Source organism: Reyranella sp. (assembly GCF_004297265.1).
Classification (GTDB): Bacteria; Pseudomonadota; Alphaproteobacteria; order Reyranellales; family Reyranellaceae; genus Reyranella.
This window is the reverse complement of the sequence record NZ_SCUT01000063.1, coordinates 1-20,272: the sequence shown is the minus strand read 5'-3', so window position 1 is coordinate 20,272 and position 20,272 is coordinate 1. Positions and strand designations below refer to the sequence as shown.

Below are 20,272 nucleotides of genomic sequence, written 5' to 3'. Positions count from 1 at the left end.
ACGTGATCATCAGCCCACCAGTTCGATCGAGTAGTTCTCGATCACCATGTTGGCGAGAAGCTTCCTGCACATCTCCTCGACGCGGGCCTTGGCCTTCGCCTTGTCGGTCTCGGCGAGTTCGAGTTCGATGAACTTGCCCTGGCGCACGTCGCCGACCTCGGGGAAGCCCAGCCGGTTGAGCGAATGTCCGATGGCCTTGCCCTGGGGGTCGAGCACGCCGTTCTTGAGGGTCACGTGGACTCTGGCTTTCATGTCGCCTCTTTACTGCAGCGTGGTGGGGCCGCGCACGTCGCCCGGTCCCTGGTCGATGAGGATGCCGAGGCGCCGCGCCACTTCCTGGTAGGCTTCCTCGACCTTGCCGAGGTCGCGGCGGAACCGGTCCTTGTCCATCTTCTCGTTGGTCCTGAGGTCCCACAGCCGGCACGAATCGGGGCTGATCTCGTCGGCCAGCACGATCCGGACCATGTCGTCCTCGTAGAGGCGGCCGAACTCGATCTTGAAGTCGATCAGCTTGATGCCGCAGCCGAGGAACAGGCCGAACAGGAAGTCGTTCACGCGCAAGGTCAGCGCCACGATGTCGTCGAGGTCCTGCGGTGTCGCCCAGCCAAAGGCGGTGATGTGCTCCTCGGTGACCATCGGGTCGCCCAGCGTATCGTTCTTGTAGAAGAACTCCATGATCGAACGGGGGAGCTGCGTGCCTTCCTCGACGCCGAAGCGCTTGGCGAAGGAGCCGGCCGCGACGTTGCGGACCACCACCTCCAGCGGGATGATCTCGACCTGCCGGATGAGCTGCTCGCGCATGTTCAGGCGGCGGATGAAATGCGTGGGCACCCCGATCTCGCCAAGCTTGGTCATCAGGAACTCGGAGATGCGGTTGTTGATCACCCCCTTGCCGGTGATCACCCCCTTTTTCTGGTTGTTGAACGCGGTCGCGTCGTCCTTGAAGTACTGGACGATCGTCCCGGGTTCGGGTCCCTCGAACAAGGTCTTGGCCTTGCCCTCGTAGATGCGGCGACGGCGGGACATGTCTCACTCCTGCGCGGGCGATGCGGATCGCCCGCCGTTCGGGCGGAATATGGCGGAAACGCCATGCTCCGGTATTGGGGAAAAATCCATTGAAAAAGGTGACGGGGTCGTCATATTGACCGTGGAACAGGAGGCCTCACATGGCCCAGCAAATCACTTACGACAAGGCCTATGACACGGTCGGGCGCGAGGATTTTCCGGCGATGCTGGAAGTGCCCCGTTATGGGCGCCGGACGGACGCCTTCGACGGCATCATTTCGGCCACCCACGACCATTTCTGGGACCCGTTCGACAAGAGCTATATCGACTTCGACCAGCCGTTCGACATGTCGACGACGTCCATCATGCCGCTGGATACGGTAGTCGAGCTGAAAAGCGCGGTGGCGGACCGGCTGGACGAGGGCCAGAGGATCGGGCTCGGCAACGACGTCATGCACTGGTCGATCTCCAACCTGCTGCACGGGGAGCAGGGCGCGCTCTCCCTGTCGGCCAGCCTGTGCCACATCCTGCTCGACCCCGGTGCCCAGGAGTACGCCGCCAACCAGGCCCGCGAGGAGGCCCGGCATGTTGCAGGGTTCACGCGCTATATCGGCCGCCGCTGGGGAGCCCCCCTGCCGGTGGGCAAGACCATCGCGACCGTTCTCACCGATTTGGTGACGACGGAGGAGGTCTACAAGAAGATCGTCGGCATGCAGATGCTGATCGAAGGCATCGCCATGGGTTCCTTCGCGACGCTCAATGCCAAGACCAACGACCCGGTCCTGCGCCGGCTGGTCCAGCTGGTGATGAGCGACGAGGCCTTCCACCACCGCTTCGGCCGCATCTGGGCGTCACGCACGATAGGACATCTGAGCGAGGAGGAGCACAGGAAGGTCGAGGACTGGGCGGCGCAGATTTTCCAGACACTGCTGTTCAACCTGATCAACGCCGAGCAGAAGCAGGTCATCTACGCCAAGTACGGGCTCGACTGGCAGTGGGTGCGCGACGCGATGAAGGAGGTCTTCACCGACGAGGACCGCCGCGCCAACCTGAAGGAAAGCACCAATATCTTCCGCGTCCTGATCAAGACGCTCCTGCACGCCGGGATCATCACCTCCCGCACCGCGCCGCTCTACGGCGTCTGGGTCGACATGAAGGAGCTGGAGGCCGAAGGCGACGGCATCCCCGGCGACATCGTCGCCGAGGAAATGATGGTGACGCTCCGCGAGATCAACGCCAAGCGAAAGCGCATCGTCTCGAAGGATGTGGTGGCAGGCTGACCTTCATATTCCTCTCCCCCGATAGGGGGGGAGGCTAGGTGAGGGGGTGGGGCACCGCTCCTTCAACGCAGCTTCGATCGCGATCCAGATACCCTCCGGACTTTCGAAGACTTCGACTGCCCAGAATCGCAAGACACGCCAGCCCTCGAGTTCCATGAACGCAGTGCGACGCGCGTCACGTTCCTGCTGAAATGCGTAGTGTTCGCCGTCGATCTCGACGACCAGCTTTGCCGAGAGGCAGGCGAAGTCCGCGAAGTAGTGGCCGATCGGATGCTGCCGCCGAAACTTGATGCCGGCCAGCCGGCGATCGCGAAGCAATTCCCAGCAAATCTTTTCGGGCTTGGTGCTGTCCCTTCTGAACTCGCGTGCGGTCGTAGTTCTCCGATTATTCATATCGGATATTAACGCGATGGTTGTGCCGATTTTAAGGCTCGTGCGTAACCCCCTCACCCAACCTCTCCCCCTATCGGGGGAGAGGAGTCTGAAATTCACGCTCATGTTCCTCGCCGCCGATAGAGGGAGAGGTTAGGTGAGGGGGTGACTACGGCTTCCGCGCCAGCACGAAGCAGGAGAGGCCGGCGAGGCGGTTCAGGGGGAAGAGCGGGAGTTCGGTGGCGCAGATTGCGGTGAGGATGCCGTTGGTGACGGCGCCCTGTTTCTTCAGGCTGCTGCGTGGCTCGGTGGTGTTGCGATCGGCGAGGCGGACCGCCGCCGCCAGGGGAAACACGAAGCCGAAATAGTAGCTGCCGCGCACGATCTCGAGGCCCGCGTCGCGCAGCGCGGCCTCGATCTCGGGCAGGCGGTAGCGGCGCTTGTGCTCGAGGAAGACGTCGTGGCCGCTCCACAGGAAGGCGAAGGCCGGCACGGTCACCAGGAAATGGGCGCCCGCCGGCACCTTGTCGGCATAGTAACGGACCAGCCCGCGGTCGTCGTCGACATGCTCCAGCACGTCCATCATCAGCACGAGGTCGCAGTCGGTCGGGCCGGTGTCGCGGCGATAGCGCACCGGCTTGCCGGCGACGCTGTCGTCGCGGTCCGACGCATAGCCGATGTCGACGCAGAGCGCGCTTTCGGCCGGCGTTCGCTCGAGCAGATGGCGCGAGAAGAAGCCCGAGCCGGCGCCGACGTCGAGCAGCCGCATCGGGGCCAGCGAGCCGACGGCGCGGCGCAGAGCGGCGGCCTTGGAGCGGTAGTACCAGTGGCTGCCGATGTCGGCGCCCAGGATGTCTTCTTCCTTGAGGTCCATCGACGGTCAGGTCACCGGCGGCTTCGGCGGGGTATCTTCATAGATGCCTTCGACGACATAGATCGGGCGGCCCTTCACCTCGACGAACAGGCGGCCGAGATATTCGCCGATAATGCCCAGCGACAGGAGCTGGATGGCGCCCATCAGCAGGATGGCGATCAGCAGCGAGGCGTAGCCCGGTGTGTCCACGCCGAAGATCAGCACGCGGGTGACGATGAACAGCGCGTAGAGCACGGCCACCGTGGCGATCACCAGGCCGACATAGAACCAGGCGCGCAGCGGCGCGGTCGAGAAGCTCACCACGCCGTCGATGGCGAAGTTCCAGAGCCGCCAGAAGTTGAACTTGCTCGTGCCGGCCGCGCGCTCGGGCCGCTCGTAGGGCACGCCGACCGAGTTGAAGCCGACCCAGGCGAACAGGCCCTTCATGAAGCGGTTGCGCTCGGGAAGCTGACGCAGCACCTCGACGGCGCGGCGGTCGACCAGGCGGAAGTCCCCGACATTGGGCGGAATGCGCACCGGCGACATTGAATTGAACACCCGGTAGAACCAGCCCGCCGAGACCCGCTTGGCCCGCGTGTCGGTGTGGCGCGCGGTACGGATGCCGTAGACGATGTCGTAGCCTTCCCGCCACCGCGCGATGAACGAGCCGATCAGCTCGGGCGGATCCTGCAGGTCGATGTCCATGGGAATCAGGACGTCGCCACGTGCATGGTCGATGCCGGCGGTGAGAGCGGCCTCCTTGCCGAAGTTGCGCGACAGGTTGACGATGCGGAGACGCCGGTCGGCGCGGCCGCGATGGAACAGGCGCGCGAAGGTGTCGTCGCGCGAGCCGTCGTTCACGAAGACGATCTCGAACCGGACGCCGTCGCGCTCGAGCAGGGGCACCACGGTGGCGAGGAAGAGGTCGATCGTCTCCTCCTCGTTGAACACCGGCACGACCAGGGACAGGAGAGGATCGGCCGGGCGCCGCGCCCGCTGGGCGGCAAGCTGGTGTTCCAGCGCGGCGTCCTTGTCGATCACGAAGGGGAGGGATTGCTCGGGCACGAGGGGCGCGGGGACGTTGGCTAGGCCACCGTCTCGACGGTGCCGTTGAGGTCCATGATCCCCAGCTCGACGACGAGCTGCGGTTGGCGCTTCTTGGCCTGGTCGCGGAAGGCGCGCAGGGCCTGGCTCAGCATTTCGGTCTCGTAGGCCTTGTCGGTCTTGAGTCGATCGCCGTAGGCGACGGCGGCCGCGCCGCAGTCGCGATGGGCCATGCCGATCAGGCGCTTCACGTTGTGGAGCTGGCAGGAGATGTCGAGGTTCGCTTCCCAGGCGGCCCGCCATTCCTGGAAGACCGGCGCCACCGCCGCGACTGGGCCGCCGGCGATGTTGAACTGGCTGTAGTTGTTCTGCCAGCCGCGAGAGGTCATGTACTTCCAGGTGTCGGTGGTGAATCGTGGGTCGATGCACTTCATCAGCATCGCCTCGTAGCCCTCGTCGAGGGCCAGCGCCGGGCCAGTGGCGGTGACCGCGGCCGCACCCAGACCCAGTCCGATCAGGTTACGCCTCGAAAGGGCGGCGATGCAGCCGCAACCGGCATGGTGCTTGTGGGTCATCGGAAGGTCGCCTTGCCCTGTTGTGCGAGACCGCCGTTGGGATCGGCGATCCATGTCGTGATCGAGCCGTCCTGTTCGCGGCGGCCGTGTACGCCGAGTGACGCCCCGCCGAACACCGGCGACAGGGCACGGAACTCGAAACTGCGGACCACCTTACCCGGGTTGGAGCGGCGCGCCAGTTCGATCTGCAGCATGCCCATCAGGGGGCCGTGCACGATCAGCCCGGGATAGCCTTCGACGCCCGTCACATAGGGCTGGTCGTAGTGGATGCGGTGTCCGTTGAAGGTGAGGGCGGAGAAGCGGAACAGCAGCACCGGGTCGGCCAGGATCGTCCGGGTCCAGGTCGCGTCGGCCGGCGCCGGCCGGGGGCGGCTTGGGCGCTTCCCCCGGCTTGGCCGCCTCGCGATAGACGATGTCGTGCTCCTCGACGAAGGACATGCCTCGGGGGCCTGAAATCGTGTGCTGCACGGTGACGAAGACCATCGAACCGGTCGAGCCCGACTTGGGCTCCACCGACTTGATCTCGGAGAGCCGCCCAATGGTCTCGCCGACGCGGATCGGCTCGCCGTCGAAGGAGAAGCGGCTTCCCGCCCACATGCGTCGCGGCAACGGCACCGGGGGCAGGAAGTCGCCGCGCTCGGCATGGCCGTCTGGGCCGATCTTCGACTGTGGCGCGGCCTCGAGGAAATAGAGCCAGTGCCAGAGCGGCGGCAGCGGGTCGCCGTTCCTGGGGTCAGGATCGTCCTTCTCGTCGAAGGTCGCGGACAGGGCGCGGACCGGGAAGGGGGCCGCAAGGTCCTCCATGGATTGCGTCCGGCCGATCCAATCCTTGAGCTTTTCCAGAGACATGGCGCGTTTTCCTCCCTGCGGGGCGTGACATTGCCACTGCGAACGCGGGGTGGAAAGACGCTGTCGCCGCCGCTATATAGCGGCCCGACATGCCCAACCGGAGCGGCCGATGACCACGTTCGACGATCGCGAGAAAGCCTTCGAAGCGCAGTACGAGCACGATGAGCAGCTGAAGTTCAAGGTCAACGCCCGCCGCAACAAGCTGCTGGGCCTGTGGGCCGCCGGCCTGCTGGGCAAGGCGGGCGCCGATGCCGAGGCCTATGCCAAGGAAGTCGTGATGGCCGATTTCGAGAAGCCGGGCGATTCCGACGTCATGCACAAGCTGATGAGCGACCTCGCCGCCGCCGGCAAGCCGATGGAGGAACACTCGATCCGCAAGCAGTCGGAGCGCCTGTCCGAAGAGGCCAAGAAGCAAATCATGTCGGAAGCCCGCTAAGGGGCTTCGAACTGCATGATCCTCTCCCCCGGTAGGGGAGAGGCCAGGGGAGGGGCACGCACACCGCCTGCAACCTGCTCGCCCAACCTCGCCCCCTATCGGGGGAGAGGAGTCTGATTTAGGGTACCTCCCATAAGAAAAGTCTTAGGGAGGCATCAATGCCGATCAATCGTCGCAAGATGTTTGCGTATGCCGGCGCCGCCGTGGCGGCGCCCGCGTTGCTGCGCGAAGGTCATGCACAGGCCGCCGAGGTCAACCTCAAGCTGCACCATTTCCTGCCGGCCGCGTCGAACATCCACCAGAAATTCCTGACCCCGCTGGTGCGCAAGATCGAGGCCGAGTCCAACGGCCGCATCAAGATCACCATCTTCCCTGCGATGCAGCTGGGGGGCGCGCCGCCGCAGCTCTACGACCAGGCCCGCGATGGCGTGGCCGACATCGTCTGGACCCTGCCGGGCAACACCCCGGGCCGCTTCCCCGCCAGCGAGGCGATGGAGCTGCCCTTCGTCGCCGACAAGCTCGGAATCGTGAACGCAAAGGCGTTCCAGGAATATGCCGACACCTACCTCAAGGACGAATTCAAGGAGGTTCACCTCATCTGTGCCTGGGCGCACGATGCCGGGGTGATCCATGCCAACAGGCAGGTGAAGGCGATGGAGGACCTCAAGGGTCTGAAGTTGCGCTTCCCCACGCGGCAGGCCGGCGAGGCGCTGAAGGCGCTGGGCGCCAGCCCGATCGGCATGCCGATCCCACAGGTGCCCGAGAGCCTCGCGCAGAAGGTGATCGACGGCTGCGTCGTGCCTTGGGAGGTCGTTCCGGCGATCAAGGTGCAGGAGCTGCTGAAATACCATACCGGCATCCCGGGTTCGCCGACCCTGTACACTGCGACCTTCGTGCTCGCGATGAACAAGGGTAGCTACGACAAGGTGCCGGCCGATCTGAAGAAGGTGCTCGACGCCAACTCGGGCATGCCGGCCGCGACCATGGCCGGCAAGACCTGGGACGATGCCGGCGCCGCGGTGCTCGAAATGGTCTCCAAGCGCAGCGGCAATGTCATCAGCGAGATCTCGGTCGACGAGGCCGGCCGCTGGCGCAAGACCACGCAGCCGGTGATCGACGCCTGGATCGCGTCGGTGAAGGACCGCAACCTCGACGGCGCCAAGCTCGTGGAGGCAGTCCGCACGCTCGTGCAGAAGTACAAGGTTTCCTGAGCCCGCATGGGCTGGATACGGCTCGCCGAACGGCTGGGCGCGGCGCTTGCCCTGGCAGGCGCCGCACTATCGCTGTTCATCGCCGGTCTCGTGACCGCGAGTGTCGGCCTGCGCTGGGCGACCTCCAGCGGCCTGCCGGGCGACTTCGAGATGGTGCAGATGGCGATCGCGCTCGCGATCTTCTCCTTCCTGCCCTACACGCAGCTGCGGCGCGGCAACATGCTGGTCGACACGTTCACGATACGCCTGCCGCCGCGCGCGGTCGCGGCGATCGATGCCTTCTGGGACCTGGTGTACGCCGCGGTCGCTTCGCTGCTGGGATGGCGACTGGCCGTCGGTGCAGCCGACGCCATCAATTCGCAGACCTCGACGATGGTGCTGGGCCTGCCGGTGGGCTGGGCGATCATGGCCTGCGCGGCGATGGCGGGTCTGCTGGCGCTGGCGTCGCTGGTCACCGCCGCCGGCCGTTTCGGGACTGAATCGTGACCGGTACGACGGTTGCCGTCCTGGGCTTCGCGGTCATGCTTCTGCTGATGGCGATGCGCATGCCGATCGGCCTGTCGCTGCTGTTCGTGGGCGGCACGGGCTACGCCTGGCTGGGCGGCTGGCCGACCTTCCTGAACTACATCAAGGCGACGCCCTACCACGACTTCTCCAATTACACGCTCTCGGTCATCCCCCTCTTCATCCTGATGGGGGCGCTGGCCGAGAAGTCGGGCCTTTCGACGGCCCTGTTTCGCGCCGCCTCGAGCCTGGTCGGCCACCGGCCCGGCGGGTTGGCGATGGGACTGATCGGCGCGTGCACGGCCTTCGGCGCGATCTGCGGATCGTCGGTTGCCACCACCGCCACCTTCGCGCGCGCCTCGCTGCCGGAGTTCGAGCGCTATCGCTACGATGCGGGCTTCGCGACCGGCGTCGTCGCCGTGGGCGGCACGCTGGGCATCCTGATCCCGCCGTCGGTGATCCTGGTCGTCTACGGCATCTCGACCGAGCAGAACATCGCCAAGCTCTTCATGGCGGCCTTCGTGCCGGGCTTCATGGCCGCGATCCTCTACTGCCTGGTGATCGCGCTGGTCGTGCGGCGCCGGCCGGAGCTGGGACCGGCCCTGCCGCGCGTGCCGCTGGACCGGCAGCTGCGCGACGTTGCCGCCGTCTGGCCCGCTATCCTCGTGGCGCTGGTGGTGCTCGGCGGCATCTACGGCGGCATCTTCTCGCCCACGGAAGGTGCGGCGGTCGGCGTCATCGCCATGCTGGCCGTGTCGGTTCTGGTGGGGGGCATGCGGTGGGCCGGGCTGAAGGCCTCGCTGCTTCAGACCGCCGAGACAGCGGGGATGATCTTCCTGATCCTGCTGGGCGCCGACGTGTTCAACGCCTTCCTCGCGCTGTCGCAGCTTCCCGTCGCCGCGGCCGAATGGATCGGCAATTCGGGCTTCACGTCCTACGGCGTCATGGCGCTGATCCTGTTGTTCTACATCCTGCTGGGCGCGGTCATGGATGAGCTGGCCATGATCCTCCTCACGCTTCCCATCTTCTTTCCGATCGTCCAGGCGCTCGACTTCGGCATGCCGGCCGACGACGTGGCGATCTGGTTCGGTGTCCTGGTGCTGATCGTGGTCGGTATCGGCCTCACCGCGCCGCCGATCGGCCTCAACGTCTTCGTGGTCTCCGCCATCGCCCGCCAGGTGGCGCTGACGCGGATCTACCGCGCCGTCCTGCCCTTCATCGCCGCCGACATCCTGAGGCTCGGCCTCGTGATGGCCTTCCCCGCGCTTGCGCTTGCGACGGTCCGGCTGCTGGCGTGAAGCCGAAGGCTTCGGACACTGCTAGAAGACGCCCCATGGAATCACTCGAGAACTGCCCCCGTAAAACCCTCGCCGCCGTACGCGGCGTGCTGACCGACATCGACGACACCGTCTCCACCGACGGGACGCTGACGGCCGAGGCCTATGGCGCGTTGCAGGCGCTGAAGCGGGCCGGTCTCCTGGTCGTGCCGGTCACCGGGCGGCCCGCCGGCTGGTGCGATCACATCGCCCGGTTCTGGCCAGTCGATGCCGTGGTCGGCGAGAACGGCGCCTTCTGGATGTGGCACGACCGCGATCAGAAACGCCTTCGCACACGCTTCATCCAGTCCGAGGCCGAGCGCGCCGAAGGCCGCCGCCGGCTGGAACGGGTGCGGACGGAGGTGCTGCAGGAAGTGCCGGGCGCCGGCATCGCCTCCGATCAACCCTATCGGCTGGCCGACCTCGCCGTCGATTTCTGCGAGGACGTGCCGCCGCTGCCGCCGGCCGACATCAAGCGCATCGTGGCGATCTTCGAGCGAAACGGCGCCAAGGCCAAGGTGAGCTCGATCCACGTCAACGGCTGGTTCGGCGACTACGACAAGCTCACGACCAGCCGCACGATGATGCAGGAGCTGTTCGGGGTCGACCTGGTGGCCGACAAGGCGGCTTATGTGTTCTCGGGCGACTCGCCCAACGACGCGCCGATGTTCGGCTACTTCCCCAACGCCGTGGGCGTGGCCAACGTCGTGGACTTCGCCGACCTGCTGGAACATCGGCCGCGCTGGGTCACCAAGGCCCGTTCGGGCATGGGCTTCGTCGAGCTGGCGAAGGCGCTTCTGGCGGCGCGCGGCTAGCTCAGCGCGCGGGCGGGGGGCCGATCAGCAGGGAGCCGTAGTGGGTGACGCTGTCGCCCTGGCTCCACACGCCGACCGGTCCGGGCTGCATCAGCGTGCGGTCGGTGACGTCGAACAGCTTCTTGCCGTCGAGCGCCACTTCGAAGCGGTCGCCGGCGGCGATCACCCGCAGCGAATGCCATTGGCCCAGCGTCACCGGCGCCTCCTTCATAGCGAGCTGGCTTCGCTTGCCCTTGTCCATGCGGTAGAGGCGGACCGAGTTGTCGCGGGCGTTGGCGCGCACGACGTAATAGTCGTTGGCGCTCTGGGCACGGAACATGAAGCCCGCCACCTGGTCGCGCGATCCCGAGATCGGCTTGAAGCGCAGGGTGGCGTCGAAGTCGCGGCCCGATGCCGGCTCGGAAATGCAGAGCGGGAAGCGCTGGTCGGTCGCATCGGGCTCGCTCTCGACCAGCGCCCAGCCGTCCGGCCCGTCGGGGTCGGCGACGGCGCGCCAGTCGGCCGGTCGGCCGATGCCGGTCTTGCCCTGGGTGCAGCCGACCCGGCCGTCCGGCGTGGTGAGCGGCACGACGAGCTGCGCCGAGGCGGGCAGGGCGATGAAGAGGAGCGGAAGAGCGAGAAGGAGGAAACGCATCGCCGGAGACTAGCAAAAAAAGCGGCAAGCTTGACCGCAGATGCGGGAGGGAGGAGTTTACGCGCGGCCGTACTTCGGACGAATTCTTCAAGGGGGAAATTCATGCGTCTTTGCACCATCCTGAGCGGCGGCAAGCCGGCCGTCGGCGTCAAACTGGGCGACGGCAAGATCGTCGATCTCAGCAAGCAGATGCCGCGCGGGCCGAAGTCGGTCGTCGAGATCCTGTCGGGCGGCAAGAAGCTCCAGCAGGCGGTGCTTAAGGCCTGCGCCAAGCCCAAGGCCGGCGCCACCGTTTCGGAGAAGTCGGCCAAGTACCTGACGCCGATCCCGGCGCCCGGCAAGATCCTCTGCATCGGTCTCAACTACCGCAAGCATGCCGAGGAGACCGGCAGCCCGATCCCGCAGTACCCGGTGGTGTTCACGCGCTTCAACAACACGCTGGTGCCGCACAACGGCAAGATGCTGGCGACGACGCACTCCAAGGAATTCGACTGGGAGGCCGAACTCACCATCGTAATCGGCAAGAAGTGCCGAAACGTGCCGAAGGAGAAGGCGCTGTCGGTGATCGCGGGCTATGCCTGCTTCAACGACGGCTCGATCCGCGACTGGCAGCGCAAGTCGGGTGGCCAGTTCACCCTGGGCAAGAACTTCGACGGCACCGGCGGCTTCGGCCCCGACATCGTGACGCCGGACGAGCTGCCCAAGGGCGCCGCGCCGCTGCGCATCATGACCCGCGTCAACGGCGTCACCATGCAGGACAGCAGCACCGACGACCTGATCTTCGACGTGCCGACCCTGGTGCACGAGCTCAGCAAGTGCATGACCCTCGATCCGGGCGACATCATCATCACCGGCACGCCCTCGGGCGTGGCGATGGCCCGCAAGCCGCAGCCCTGGCTGAAGCCGGGCGATGTCTGCGAGGTCGAGATCGAGGGCATCGGCACCCTGCGCAACACCATCGCCCAGGGCGCCTGAGTTAAGTCCATAAAGGTCAACGGCGGCTCCGGAAGGGGCCGCCGTTTTCATTGGAGCGCGCCACTCCAGTGGCGCTCAAGATCATGATGCGCCACTGGAGTGGCGCGCTCCAATGAAGGTCAGCGGCGCGGGAGCTTGTCGAGGCCACCCAGCATGAGATGCGTTGCGAACTCCGCGGCGGCGGCCGGATCGACGGGATCGCGGGCGACCATGACCATGGAGATTTCGAAGGCGATGCCGGACATCGAGGCGCCGAGATAGGACACGTCGACGTTGGGCAGGATGCCCTGCGCGATGGCGGTGCGGATGTCGTCGTTGAGCGCCTTCGCCAGCGCGCGCACGTCGGGCTTGTCGAGAAGCGTGCGCACGGCGGTGAAGCTCGACCGTGCCAGCGCCAGCAGCTCGGGATCCTCGGCGAGGAAGTTGAAATAGGCGGCATAGTGCTGCCGCACGAACTCCTCGGCCGTCGTGGCGCGGCCGCGGCCGTCGCGATGGCGCTGCAGCAGAACGCTGGTCAGCTCGCCGACCACCGCTTCGAAGATCTCGTCCTTGTCCTTGAAGTAGTTGTAGAAGGTGCCCGAGGCGAGATCGGTGCGGCGCACGATGTCGCGGACGCTGGCCGCGCCATAGCCCATCTCGGCGAACACGGCGCGCGCGGCCTTGATCAGCGCGGTGCGGTTCTCTGCCTTGTTCTGCTCCCGGCGTCCGCCGCGTTCGCTGCGATGCTCCACTGATGCCGCACGGTCGTTCATGCCTGATGTTCCCTCAACGTCCCAGCTGTGCGAGCTCGTGGCGCAGGCCGGCGACCATGTCGTCCATCGCCCGAGCCGCGGCATGCACCGCACCCCGCATGCCGACGAAGCCATGGATCAGGGTCTCGAACTCGCGATGGATGGTCTTGACGCCGGAGGCCTGCAGGCGCTCGGCATAGGCGCGGCCCTCGTCGCGCAACGGATCGAAGCCGGCGGTGAAGACCAGCGCCGGCGCCAGTCCGCCGAGATCCTCGCCGCGCAGCGGCGAGGCACGGGGATCGGCGATTTCGCCGTCGGCGTCGAGATAGTGCATGCGGAACCACCTCATGTCCGCCTCGGTGAGCAGGAAGCCGTCGCCGCAGCTTCGATGGGAAGGGGTGTCGCCCGCCATGTCGGTGGCGGGATAGATCAGCCACTGCAGGCAAGGCGGGTGCGGCTCGTGTCGCACTGTCTGTGCGACCACGGCGGCGAGCGTCCCGCCGGCCGAATCGCCCGCCACGACGATGCGATCGGGGTCGAGGCCGAGCGACAGGGCCTCGCCCGCCACCCACCGATAGGCGGCGAGCGCATCGTCGACCGCCGCGGGGAACTTATGCTCCGGGGCCAGCCGGTAATCGACCGAGACGACGGCGCAGCCCGAGCGTGCGCAGAAATAGCGGCAGGCGAGATCGTAGCCTTCGAGGCTGCCGATGACCCAGCCGCCGCCATGGAAATAGACGATGGTCGGCAGCAGGCGCGCCACGGTGCCGGCCGGCCGGTAGATGCGGATGCGCATCGGGCCGGCGGGACCGGGCAGGGTGCGGTCGAGGATGGAACTGACCGGCGCGGGGTGGCCGCCCAGCATCTTCATGAAGGCGTCGTAGTCCTCGCGCGCCTCGACGACGCTCATCGTATGCGCGGCGGGCTGGCCGCTGAAGGCGAGCAGCTTCAGGAACCACTGGATGCGGCCGTCCAGGGTGCGCCCGTCGACCGCTACCGGCGGCCCGGCCAGGATGTTCACCCAGGAAATCGGCATGCGCAGTGCCAGGTTGGCGACCTTGCCCTGGATCTCCCGCGCGATCTCCTTCATCGACATGGTTCAGTACCTAGCACCGCCCCGGCCCGTTGTGGAGCCCGCCGCCTCTGGCTAGTTTGGCGCGCGATGGCTGCCGCGGCGCCCGACTTCTTCTCAGACGCGCTCCGCCGCGAGATCATTCGCAGCGAGCAGCGGCGCATGCGCGCGCTCGCCATCATCCTGGCCGTCCTGCTCGCCCTTTCGCTGACGGTCGCCAACGTCTTCGTGGACTATACCTCCCGCATGTTCGAGCGAGACGTGCCGGGCTGGCTCCCGTTGGTCGGCATCGGCCCGTTCCTGCTCTACGAATTGGTTTCGTTGACCATCCTGCGCTACCGGGCGGCGCGCGACCTTGATTTCCTGCGGGTGACGCGCTTCGCCAATGCGCTGATCGAGACCTCTCTGCCGGCGTCGATCATCATCACGCTGAGCCACTACATGGACCCGGTGCTGGTGTTCAGCTTCTGGCCGCCGCTGCTCTATTTCCTGTTCATCCTCCTTTCGACCCTGCGGCTCGATTTCTGGCTGTCGGTCTGGACGGGCACCGTCGCCGCCCTGCAGCAGATCGTGCTGGTCCTGTGGCTGGTGCCACTCGAGCCGTGGGGCAACATCCCGCAGGAAACACTGCTGTTCCATTTCAGCCGTACCCTCGTCCTGTTCGCTTCCGGGCTGGTGGCAGGCTTCGTGGCGAACAGCCTTCGCACCCAGTTCGAGATGTCGGTGCGGGCGGTGGCGGCGCGTGATCGCGTCACCAACCTGTTCGGTCAGCACGTCTCGCCTGCCGTCGTCGACCGCCTGCTGGCGGCGCGCACGGATCCCCCGAGCGAGATGCGCACCGTGTGCGTGCTGTTCCTCGACATTCGCGGCTTCACGGCGATGACCCGCCGGCGCAGTGCCGAGGAGACGGTGGCGCTGCTCAACGCCTTCTTCGCCGAGATGATCGAGGTGGTGGACCGCAACAACGGCATCATCAACAAGTTCCTGGGCGACGGGTTCATGGCGGTGTTCGGGGCGCCGCTCGACGACCCTGCGGCAGCGCGCAATGCTCTCGCGGCGGCGCAGGCTATGATCGCGACAGTCGAGGGGTGGAACCGCACGCATCCCGGCTGGGCACTCCGGATCGGCATCGGTATCCATCTGGGGGAGGCCGTGACGGGCACGGTGGGCTCTCCGCAGCGCAAGGAGTACACGGTAATCGGAGATACGGTGAACCTCGCGGCGCGGCTGGAGCAGCTCACCAAGGATGTCGGCGCCCGGCTGCTGGTCTCGCAGTCGGTGCACGACGCGACCCCGTGCAACGGCGCCGTCGATCTCGGTCCCGTGGCGATCCGCGGTTACGACGAGAAGGTGCGCGTATGGCGGATGGCCTGACCTGGTACTTCGCCTACGGCTCCAACATGGACCCCGTGCGGCTGTTCGATCAGAGGTTGGCGCCGCGGGGCGTGCCGCGCGGCGAGCGCATTGCGGGCCGGCTCGACGGCTGGCGGCTCGCCTTCGACAAGCCCGCGCGCCTCCTGAAGGGGGCGGCGGCGGCCAACATCGTGCCGGCGGAGAACGGTGTCGTGCACGGGACGCTGAATGCCCTGCCCGACGCGGGATTTGCCGTGCTCGACATTTACGAAGGCGTCGCCGACCGTCATTACGAGCGCCGTACCCTTCGCGTGGTGCGCGGCGACACCGGTGCGGCGGTCGAGGCCATCGTCTACGTCGCCCTGACGCAGGGTGAAGGCCTCAAGCCGCCGCGGGCATATCTCGAGTGCCTGCTTGCCGGCCGCGACCTCCTGCCACCGGACTACTGGGAGCAGCTGGCCGCCACGCTGACGTTCGACTAGGCCTCGAGCTTCGTCGTCCGGTCCGTCAGGCCGGGACCTTCTGCTTCTCGGCGGTGACCTTGTTGGCCATCGGGTCGTAGCCCTGGAGTTCCGCCACGTCTTCCTCGTGCCAGAAGTTCAGCTCGATCATGACGCCGTCGGGATCGTGCACGAAGACCTGCTGCAGCGGGCGCGCCGGCACCTTCTTCACCTCGAAGGGCAGGCCGTCCTTCTTGATCTGGTCGAGCGTGCCACGGATGTCGGCGCAGTTGATGGCGACATGGTCGATGGCGCCGCTGCCCTGGTCGGCACGGCCGGTCTCCGACACGAGATGAAGGATCGCCTTGTCGCCGGCGTACATCCAGGCGCCGGGGAAGGGGAAGGGCGGACGGTCGCCGTTGGTCAGGCCGACATAGCGCTCGTAGAAGCGCACGGTGGCCTCGAGGTCGGTGCAGTAGATGTTGTAATGGTCGAGCGAGAGAGCAGGCATGCATGCCTCCTTGGGTTCTGGAAGCTCCGGTCGGGACACCAGCTTAGGCCGAATGGGCGAACGGGGAAACCGCTTCCGGGCGGCGGAGGACGGCGTTGAATACGGTCGGGGGCACGGCTATGCGCGGGTCCCGGTACACCGCCCGCAACTCTTCCAGGTGCCTGTCGGGAGCGTGCGTGAGGCGGGCCAGCCGGTCGATGAAGGCGAGGTCGATCCCGGCATCGGCAGGGGTCATGCCGCCCCACACGTCCCACGGAAGCATTTCGCGGTTGTTGAGGGCCGCTGCATCGCGAATGACGTTGCCGGCGATGAACCAGAGGCCGGCCATGTCCAGGACTCCGAAGGACTGCGGATCGGCGTGGCCGTCGCGGCAGAGCCGCCAGGCATCGCCGGCGACGAGGAACCTGTCGCGTGGCACGTCCAGCGTGTCGAAGTCGATACCGAACAGGGCGCGTTGCCGGTCGTCGATCTGGGCATCGGCCAGGATCCAGCGCCGCTGCGCCTCGTCGAAATACTCCGCCACCCAGTGATCCATGAACTTGCCCTTCGCGAAGTAGGCGCCGAAACCGCAGCGCGCCCGGGCTGCGATTCCCTTGCTCCTGAGCATCGCGACGAGCAGCAGCGTGTAGTGGCGGCAGCAGCCCGCGAAACGCTCGCCGGGCAGGCGGGCCTGCGACAATGGCCGCGGATCGTGGACGGCGATCCGTTCCAGAATCGCTTCGGCGCTGCGCACATGGGGTTCGCACCGCTGACGCTCCGAGAGCGCGACGCCGTAGACATCCGGCATATGCTCGTGGATGAGCAGGCCCTGCAGGACCTTCGCGAGCCCGGCGACATCGTCGGGCAACGCGGCGAACTGCAACGCCCAGATGCCGGCATCGCTCAGCGCGACAGGTGCGCGAAAGGGGCCGAGGCTCATGCGAACAGTTCCTCCAGCTTGTCGAGCGCCCTGCCCCAGCCGCCGCGATGGCCGTCGCGGGCCTTCTCGTCGAAGAACTGCTCGTGGGTCAGGGTGAGGAGGGTGCCGTCCTTGTCCGGCTTCAGGTCGATCGTGACCTGCGACTCGCGCTCCGGCGTGCTCTGCCAGGCCCAGGAGAAGACGAGCTTCGTCGGCGGCGCGATCTCGCGATAGACGCCGCTCACGCTGTGATGCTCGTCGTCGGGCGTCCAGAACTGGACACGGAAGCGTCCGCCAACCCGGAGATCGGTCTCGGCAATGGGGGAGCGCTGGTGGCCCATGACGCCCCACCAGCGGATCATTTTTTCGGGCTGCGTCCAGGCTTCGTAGACTTTCTCGGGCGGCGCGTTGAGGTGGCGCTTGAGGGCGAGGCTGGGTCTGCTGGCCATTTTTCTTCCTCCAGGAAGGCGGCGAGACGGTCGAGCTGCTGGGTCCAGTAGCGCTGGTAGTGGGCGAGCCAGTTCATCGCCTGCTCCATCGGCTCCGCCTTGAGCTGGCAGGTGACGGTGCGGCCGGACTTCGACCGCACGATCAAGCCGGCGTCGGAGAGCACGTCGAGGTGCTTCATGATGGCCGGCAGCGAGACCGGGAAGGGGCGCGCCAGCTCGCTGACGGTGACGGCTTCTTCCGCATCGAGGCGGGCCAGCAGCGCGCGTCTTGTCGGATCGGCGAGAGCGGCGAAGGTCCGGTCGAGGGGCGTGCTTTGATTGTTAACCATAGAGTTAACAGTTAGGCGGGGGCCCCGTCCGAGTCAAGTATCGCCGGTCACTCCACCGGCAATCAGCCGACCTTCTTGATCAGCGCCTGTGCGGCAGCCGGGTTGCGGACCTTGGCCCCGGAGATGAAGTAGACGAAAGCGTCGCCCTTCTTCGCCCAGGTCTTGGCGCGCTTGGCCCACTTGTCGATGTCGGCGGGCTTGTATCCGGTCTTCACCTTTTCCTCTGACTGCATCAGGCGGGCATAGGTGAAGTCGGCGGTCGGCTCGTCGATCTCGGGAAAGTCCTTGTCGTGGGCATAGACGATCGCGGCCTTGTACCTGGCGGCAAGATCGTAGAAGCGCTCGTCCTTGAAGCTGTCGTGCCGCACCTCCAGGGCATGGCGCAGCGGCAGGCTGCCGACCTCGCGCGGCAGCAGCTTCAGGAAGGCCTCGAAATCCTCCGGATCGAACTTCTTGGTTCCCATGAACTGCCAGTTGATCGGCCCCAGCCGGTCCTTGAGCTCGACCAACCCCTGCGACACGAAGCGCTGCACGGATTCGCCCGCGTCCGCCAGCACGCGCCGGTTGGTGCAGAAGCGCGAGGCCTTGACCGCGAACACGAAGCCGTCCGGCGTCTCTTCCCGCCACTTCGCCCAGCTCGCCGGCTTGAAGCTGGAATAGTAGGTGCCGTTGATCTCGATCGAGGTGAGCTGGCGGCTGGCATATTCCAGCTCCCGCTTCTGCGTCAGGTCGTCGGGATAGAAGACGCCGCGCCATGGCTCGAAGGTCCAGCCGCCCACGCCGACAAGGATTTTTCCACTCATGCGGGGAGTATAGCGCGAAAAAAGCTGAACTGTTCCGGAATGCGGTTGGGTGCGGTGAACCAAAGGGCGCCTGCCTGCGTATCGCCTGCCTGCGTATTGACTGTGCGGCCGTGGGAAGCCGTGCTTACCGATCGGGGTGGGTGGTGGCCGATAACAGCAAGGCAGGCGCGTCTGGCCTGTCGATTCTCGTCGTGGAAAGTGATCCGGCGGCTCGAAGCGTTCTCGTGGATCATCTGCGTCGGCACGGTTTCGGGATCGTCGAATCGGAGCATGGCGGACCCGCGATCCGGGCCGCTTCCGCCGAGCCGTTCGATTATCTGGTGGTCGATATAGACTGGGTGGGGGTAAGCGATGGCGCGGCCCTGGCTCGATGGACGAGGCGCAACCGGCCGCAGGCAAAGGTTGTCCTGACCTCCAGGACTCTGTTGCACTTGTTCCCCGCGGGCAGCACCATGGCCGGGCTGCCGCTCATCAGGAAGCCGTTCAGCCAGGAAGACCTGTATCGGTTCCTCGCACCCGTGGCGGTAATGGAACCCCCGGGATCTTGACGTCGCTATCCATCGACCCGGTAGAGCCGCCAACGCTTCGGCACGCCCTTGAGCTGGTGGATGCCGCGGTCCTTGAACCGGATCTCGGACTCCGAAATCAGATCCCTGACTGCGCTCGAGACCAGGACTTCGCCCGCACGTGCCTTGGCGGCGAGGCGCGAGCCGATGTGGAGCGCGAGTCCGACCACGTCGGGCCCGCTCACCTTGTATTCGCCGACATGCAGCCCCGCCCTGATTTCCAGTCCCAAGGTCCGCACGGCCTCGCGGATGGCGGTGGCGCATCGCACCGCCGGCGCCGGCGCGGCAAAAGTTGCGAGCACGCCATCCCCGGTCGTCACGACTTCCTTGCCGCGCAAGGTCTTCAGCTCCTTGCGGACGGTGGCGTAGTAGTGGTTCATGACCTGCGTCCAGCGCGCATCGCCCAGCCGCGCGGCCTTCTCCGTGGATTGCACGATATCGACGATCAGGATCGCGGCGAGTGTCTGCTTGGGTTCGGCGACGCGGCTGGCCGGCCGTCGCCTGATCGGAATACCGGAGGCCAGCGGCTCGTAGTCATGGCTGCGCCGACGTGAGATGGCGTTCCTCACGTAGTCGGTTGCGGCCTGCACGGAGCCGCAGCGGATTTCCTTCTCGCGCGGCGGGACTGTCCAATGGACCTTTCGTCCATCGCCCACGCCCTGAACCTCGACCGCGCCCCATTTCAGGAAAACAGTCGAGCCGACCCGGCGAATCCACCATGCCTTCGACGTGTAGCCGGACACGTTCGATCGATGGACCCCTATGCGCAGGAACTTGGACATGTGAGCGCGGCGCGGCCATTTCCGGAGAACAACGTGAAGAATGTGGTCAAGCGTTCTTGCCTTGGCAACATGGTTCCGCCGCCGGATCGCTCGCTAGTCCAACAGTCCCAAACTCCGGAAGCTCGCGTGCCCTTTGCGGCCGATGACGAGGTGGTCGTGGATGGTGATCCCCAGCGCCTCGGCCGCCGTCTTGATTTCGCGCGTCATCTCGATGTCGTCGCGCGACGGCTTGGGATCGCCTGATGGGTGATTGTGAACGAGGGTTCCATGAGGCATATGACATTGATTTTCAAGGAAGCTCGCCAGCATCGATGAGTCAGTGGGGTATGGAACGGGGATCGGTAGTGTGTGATCCAACGTGATCTGCATTCTCGATAACACACAGGCATGCCTGTGAACTGCGCAGCACGTTCGATACACGACGTTCATGTAGCGAGCTCGACAGCTTCGGGTACTGTTGTCGTAGCTC

At 66.1% G+C, this 20,272-nt stretch carries 27 protein-coding genes and 1 pseudogene; 10 read left to right on the top strand and 18 right to left on the bottom strand.

The features are described from left to right. Window positions 1–9 precede the first annotated feature (9 nt). A complete protein-coding gene (gene purS / locus EPO41_RS28365; RefSeq protein WP_296332653.1) occupies window positions 10–252 on the bottom strand; it encodes a phosphoribosylformylglycinamidine synthase subunit PurS in 243 nt (80 codons plus the stop codon). 9 nt (window positions 253–261) lie between these two features. Further along, a complete protein-coding gene (gene purC, locus EPO41_RS28360) occupies window positions 262–1,026 on the bottom strand; it encodes a phosphoribosylaminoimidazolesuccinocarboxamide synthase (protein WP_296332650.1) in 765 nt (254 codons plus the stop codon). A 140-nt stretch (window positions 1,027–1,166) separates the two neighbouring features. Here purC and EPO41_RS28355 point away from each other — a divergent pair, with 140 nt between their 5' ends. Next, window positions 1,167–2,285, top strand: a complete 1,119-nt coding sequence (locus EPO41_RS28355; RefSeq protein WP_296332648.1) for a ferritin-like domain-containing protein — start codon at window positions 1,167–1,169, stop codon at window positions 2,283–2,285. 3 nt (window positions 2,286–2,288) lie between these two features. On the opposite strand, the gene EPO41_RS28350 is transcribed toward EPO41_RS28355, so the two are convergent. The 6 genes and pseudogenes from EPO41_RS28350 to EPO41_RS28325 all read right to left on the bottom strand — a co-directional run. Then, window positions 2,289–2,783 carry an endonuclease domain-containing protein gene (locus EPO41_RS28350; RefSeq protein ID WP_296332645.1) on the bottom strand — a complete coding sequence of 165 codons (495 nt, stop codon included), beginning with the start codon at window positions 2,781–2,783 and terminating at the stop codon, window positions 2,289–2,291. A gap of 43 nt (window positions 2,784–2,826) precedes the next feature. Continuing rightward, on the bottom strand, window positions 2,827–3,531 hold the full coding sequence (locus EPO41_RS28345; protein WP_296332642.1) for a methyltransferase domain-containing protein: 705 nt from the start codon (window positions 3,529–3,531) through the stop codon (window positions 2,827–2,829). 6 nt (window positions 3,532–3,537) lie between these two features. Beyond that, window positions 3,538–4,575: a glycosyltransferase family 2 protein gene (locus tag EPO41_RS28340; RefSeq protein ID WP_296332640.1), complete on the bottom strand. Its 1,038-nt coding sequence runs from the start codon at window positions 4,573–4,575 to the stop codon at window positions 3,538–3,540. 20 nt (window positions 4,576–4,595) lie between these two features. Continuing rightward, a complete protein-coding gene (locus EPO41_RS28335) occupies window positions 4,596–5,129 on the bottom strand; it encodes a carbonic anhydrase (RefSeq protein WP_296332636.1) in 534 nt (177 codons plus the stop codon). Then, window positions 5,126–5,443, bottom strand: a complete 318-nt coding sequence (locus EPO41_RS28330; RefSeq protein ID WP_296332943.1) for a hypothetical protein — start codon at window positions 5,441–5,443, stop codon at window positions 5,126–5,128. Before EPO41_RS28330 ends, EPO41_RS28335 begins: the two co-directional genes overlap by 4 nt. Window positions 5,444–5,627: 184 nt before the next feature. Continuing rightward, a pseudogene (locus EPO41_RS28325) lies at window positions 5,628–5,726 on the bottom strand (hypothetical protein); the annotation flags it as partial. A gap of 361 nt (window positions 5,727–6,087) precedes the next feature. Between EPO41_RS28325 and EPO41_RS28320 the strand changes: the two are divergent. The 5 genes from EPO41_RS28320 to EPO41_RS28300 all read left to right on the top strand — a co-directional run bounded on the left by EPO41_RS28320 (window position 6,088) and on the right by EPO41_RS28300 (window position 10,260). Further along, window positions 6,088–6,414 (top strand): DUF1476 domain-containing protein, encoded by a 327-nt coding sequence (locus EPO41_RS28320; RefSeq protein ID WP_296332633.1) that lies wholly within the window; start codon window positions 6,088–6,090, stop codon window positions 6,412–6,414. Between the two features lie 158 nt (window positions 6,415–6,572). After that, the gene (locus EPO41_RS28315; RefSeq protein ID WP_296332631.1) at window positions 6,573–7,625 is read left to right on the top strand and encodes a TRAP transporter substrate-binding protein; all 1,053 of its coding nucleotides are present in this window, start codon (window positions 6,573–6,575) and stop codon (window positions 7,623–7,625) included. A 6-nt stretch (window positions 7,626–7,631) separates the two neighbouring features. Then, entirely contained in the window at window positions 7,632–8,111 is a 480-nt protein-coding gene (locus EPO41_RS28310) for a TRAP transporter small permease (RefSeq protein ID WP_296332629.1), read from the top strand. Further along, window positions 8,108–9,427, top strand: a complete 1,320-nt coding sequence (locus tag EPO41_RS28305; protein WP_296332626.1) for a TRAP transporter large permease — start codon at window positions 8,108–8,110, stop codon at window positions 9,425–9,427. Before EPO41_RS28310 ends, EPO41_RS28305 begins: the two co-directional genes overlap by 4 nt. Window positions 9,428–9,462: 35 nt before the next feature. Further along, the gene (locus tag EPO41_RS28300) at window positions 9,463–10,260 is read left to right on the top strand and encodes an HAD-IIB family hydrolase (protein ID WP_296332624.1); all 798 of its coding nucleotides are present in this window, start codon (window positions 9,463–9,465) and stop codon (window positions 10,258–10,260) included. 1 nt (window position 10,261) lies between these two features. Here EPO41_RS28300 and EPO41_RS28295 read toward each other — a convergent pair whose 3' ends face one another. After that, window positions 10,262–10,894 carry a family 16 glycoside hydrolase gene (locus EPO41_RS28295; RefSeq protein WP_296332622.1) on the bottom strand — a complete coding sequence of 211 codons (633 nt, stop codon included), beginning with the start codon at window positions 10,892–10,894 and terminating at the stop codon, window positions 10,262–10,264. A gap of 102 nt (window positions 10,895–10,996) precedes the next feature. Here EPO41_RS28295 and EPO41_RS28290 point away from each other — a divergent pair, with 102 nt between their 5' ends. Further along, the gene (locus EPO41_RS28290) at window positions 10,997–11,869 is read left to right on the top strand and encodes a fumarylacetoacetate hydrolase family protein (protein WP_296332619.1); all 873 of its coding nucleotides are present in this window, start codon (window positions 10,997–10,999) and stop codon (window positions 11,867–11,869) included. A 119-nt stretch (window positions 11,870–11,988) separates the two neighbouring features. Here EPO41_RS28290 and EPO41_RS28285 read toward each other — a convergent pair whose 3' ends face one another. Next, window positions 11,989–12,621 carry a TetR/AcrR family transcriptional regulator gene (locus tag EPO41_RS28285; protein ID WP_296332617.1) on the bottom strand — a complete coding sequence of 211 codons (633 nt, stop codon included), beginning with the start codon at window positions 12,619–12,621 and terminating at the stop codon, window positions 11,989–11,991. 13 nt (window positions 12,622–12,634) lie between these two features. Continuing rightward, entirely contained in the window at window positions 12,635–13,696 is a 1,062-nt protein-coding gene (locus tag EPO41_RS28280; protein ID WP_296332614.1) for an alpha/beta hydrolase, read from the bottom strand. A 66-nt stretch (window positions 13,697–13,762) separates the two neighbouring features. Between EPO41_RS28280 and EPO41_RS28275 the strand changes: the two genes are divergently transcribed. After that, entirely contained in the window at window positions 13,763–15,046 is a 1,284-nt protein-coding gene (locus EPO41_RS28275; protein WP_296332612.1) for an adenylate/guanylate cyclase domain-containing protein, read from the top strand. Continuing rightward, on the top strand, window positions 15,031–15,507 hold the full coding sequence (locus EPO41_RS28270) for a gamma-glutamylcyclotransferase family protein (protein ID WP_296332610.1): 477 nt from the start codon (window positions 15,031–15,033) through the stop codon (window positions 15,505–15,507). Before EPO41_RS28275 ends, EPO41_RS28270 begins: the two co-directional genes overlap by 16 nt. A 25-nt stretch (window positions 15,508–15,532) precedes the next feature. On the opposite strand, the gene EPO41_RS28265 is transcribed toward EPO41_RS28270, so the two are convergent. The 5 genes from EPO41_RS28265 to EPO41_RS28245 form a co-directional block, all read right to left on the bottom strand. Beyond that, window positions 15,533–15,976, bottom strand: a complete 444-nt coding sequence (locus tag EPO41_RS28265; protein WP_296332607.1) for a VOC family protein — start codon at window positions 15,974–15,976, stop codon at window positions 15,533–15,535. 43 nt (window positions 15,977–16,019) lie between these two features. After that, on the bottom strand, window positions 16,020–16,895 hold the full coding sequence (locus EPO41_RS28260; RefSeq protein WP_296332604.1) for a transglutaminase-like domain-containing protein: 876 nt from the start codon (window positions 16,893–16,895) through the stop codon (window positions 16,020–16,022). After that, window positions 16,892–17,323, bottom strand: coding sequence for an SRPBCC domain-containing protein (locus EPO41_RS28255; RefSeq protein ID WP_296332602.1), 432 nt, complete (start codon window positions 17,321–17,323; stop codon window positions 16,892–16,894). Before EPO41_RS28255 ends, EPO41_RS28260 begins: the two co-directional genes overlap by 4 nt. Further along, window positions 17,233–17,652 (bottom strand): metalloregulator ArsR/SmtB family transcription factor, encoded by a 420-nt coding sequence (locus EPO41_RS28250; RefSeq protein ID WP_296332598.1) that lies wholly within the window; start codon window positions 17,650–17,652, stop codon window positions 17,233–17,235. Before EPO41_RS28250 ends, EPO41_RS28255 begins: the two co-directional genes overlap by 91 nt. A gap of 62 nt (window positions 17,653–17,714) precedes the next feature. Then, complete coding sequence (locus EPO41_RS28245; protein WP_296332596.1) at window positions 17,715–18,455, bottom strand: DUF72 domain-containing protein; 741 nt, start codon at window positions 18,453–18,455, stop codon at window positions 17,715–17,717. Window positions 18,456–18,598: 143 nt separating this feature from the next. Here EPO41_RS28245 and EPO41_RS28240 point away from each other — a divergent pair, with 143 nt between their 5' ends. Further along, on the top strand, window positions 18,599–19,003 hold the full coding sequence (locus EPO41_RS28240) for a response regulator (protein ID WP_296332593.1): 405 nt from the start codon (window positions 18,599–18,601) through the stop codon (window positions 19,001–19,003). A 5-nt stretch (window positions 19,004–19,008) separates the two neighbouring features. Here the strand turns inward: EPO41_RS28240 and EPO41_RS28235 are convergent, their stop codons facing one another. Both EPO41_RS28235 and EPO41_RS28230 read right to left on the bottom strand, forming a co-directional pair. Further along, window positions 19,009–19,803, bottom strand: a complete 795-nt coding sequence (locus EPO41_RS28235; protein ID WP_296332591.1) for an adenylate/guanylate cyclase domain-containing protein — start codon at window positions 19,801–19,803, stop codon at window positions 19,009–19,011. A gap of 93 nt (window positions 19,804–19,896) precedes the next feature. Beyond that, a complete protein-coding gene (locus tag EPO41_RS28230) occupies window positions 19,897–20,010 on the bottom strand; it encodes a JAB domain-containing protein (protein ID WP_296332927.1) in 114 nt (37 codons plus the stop codon). Window positions 20,011–20,272 lie beyond the last annotated feature (262 nt).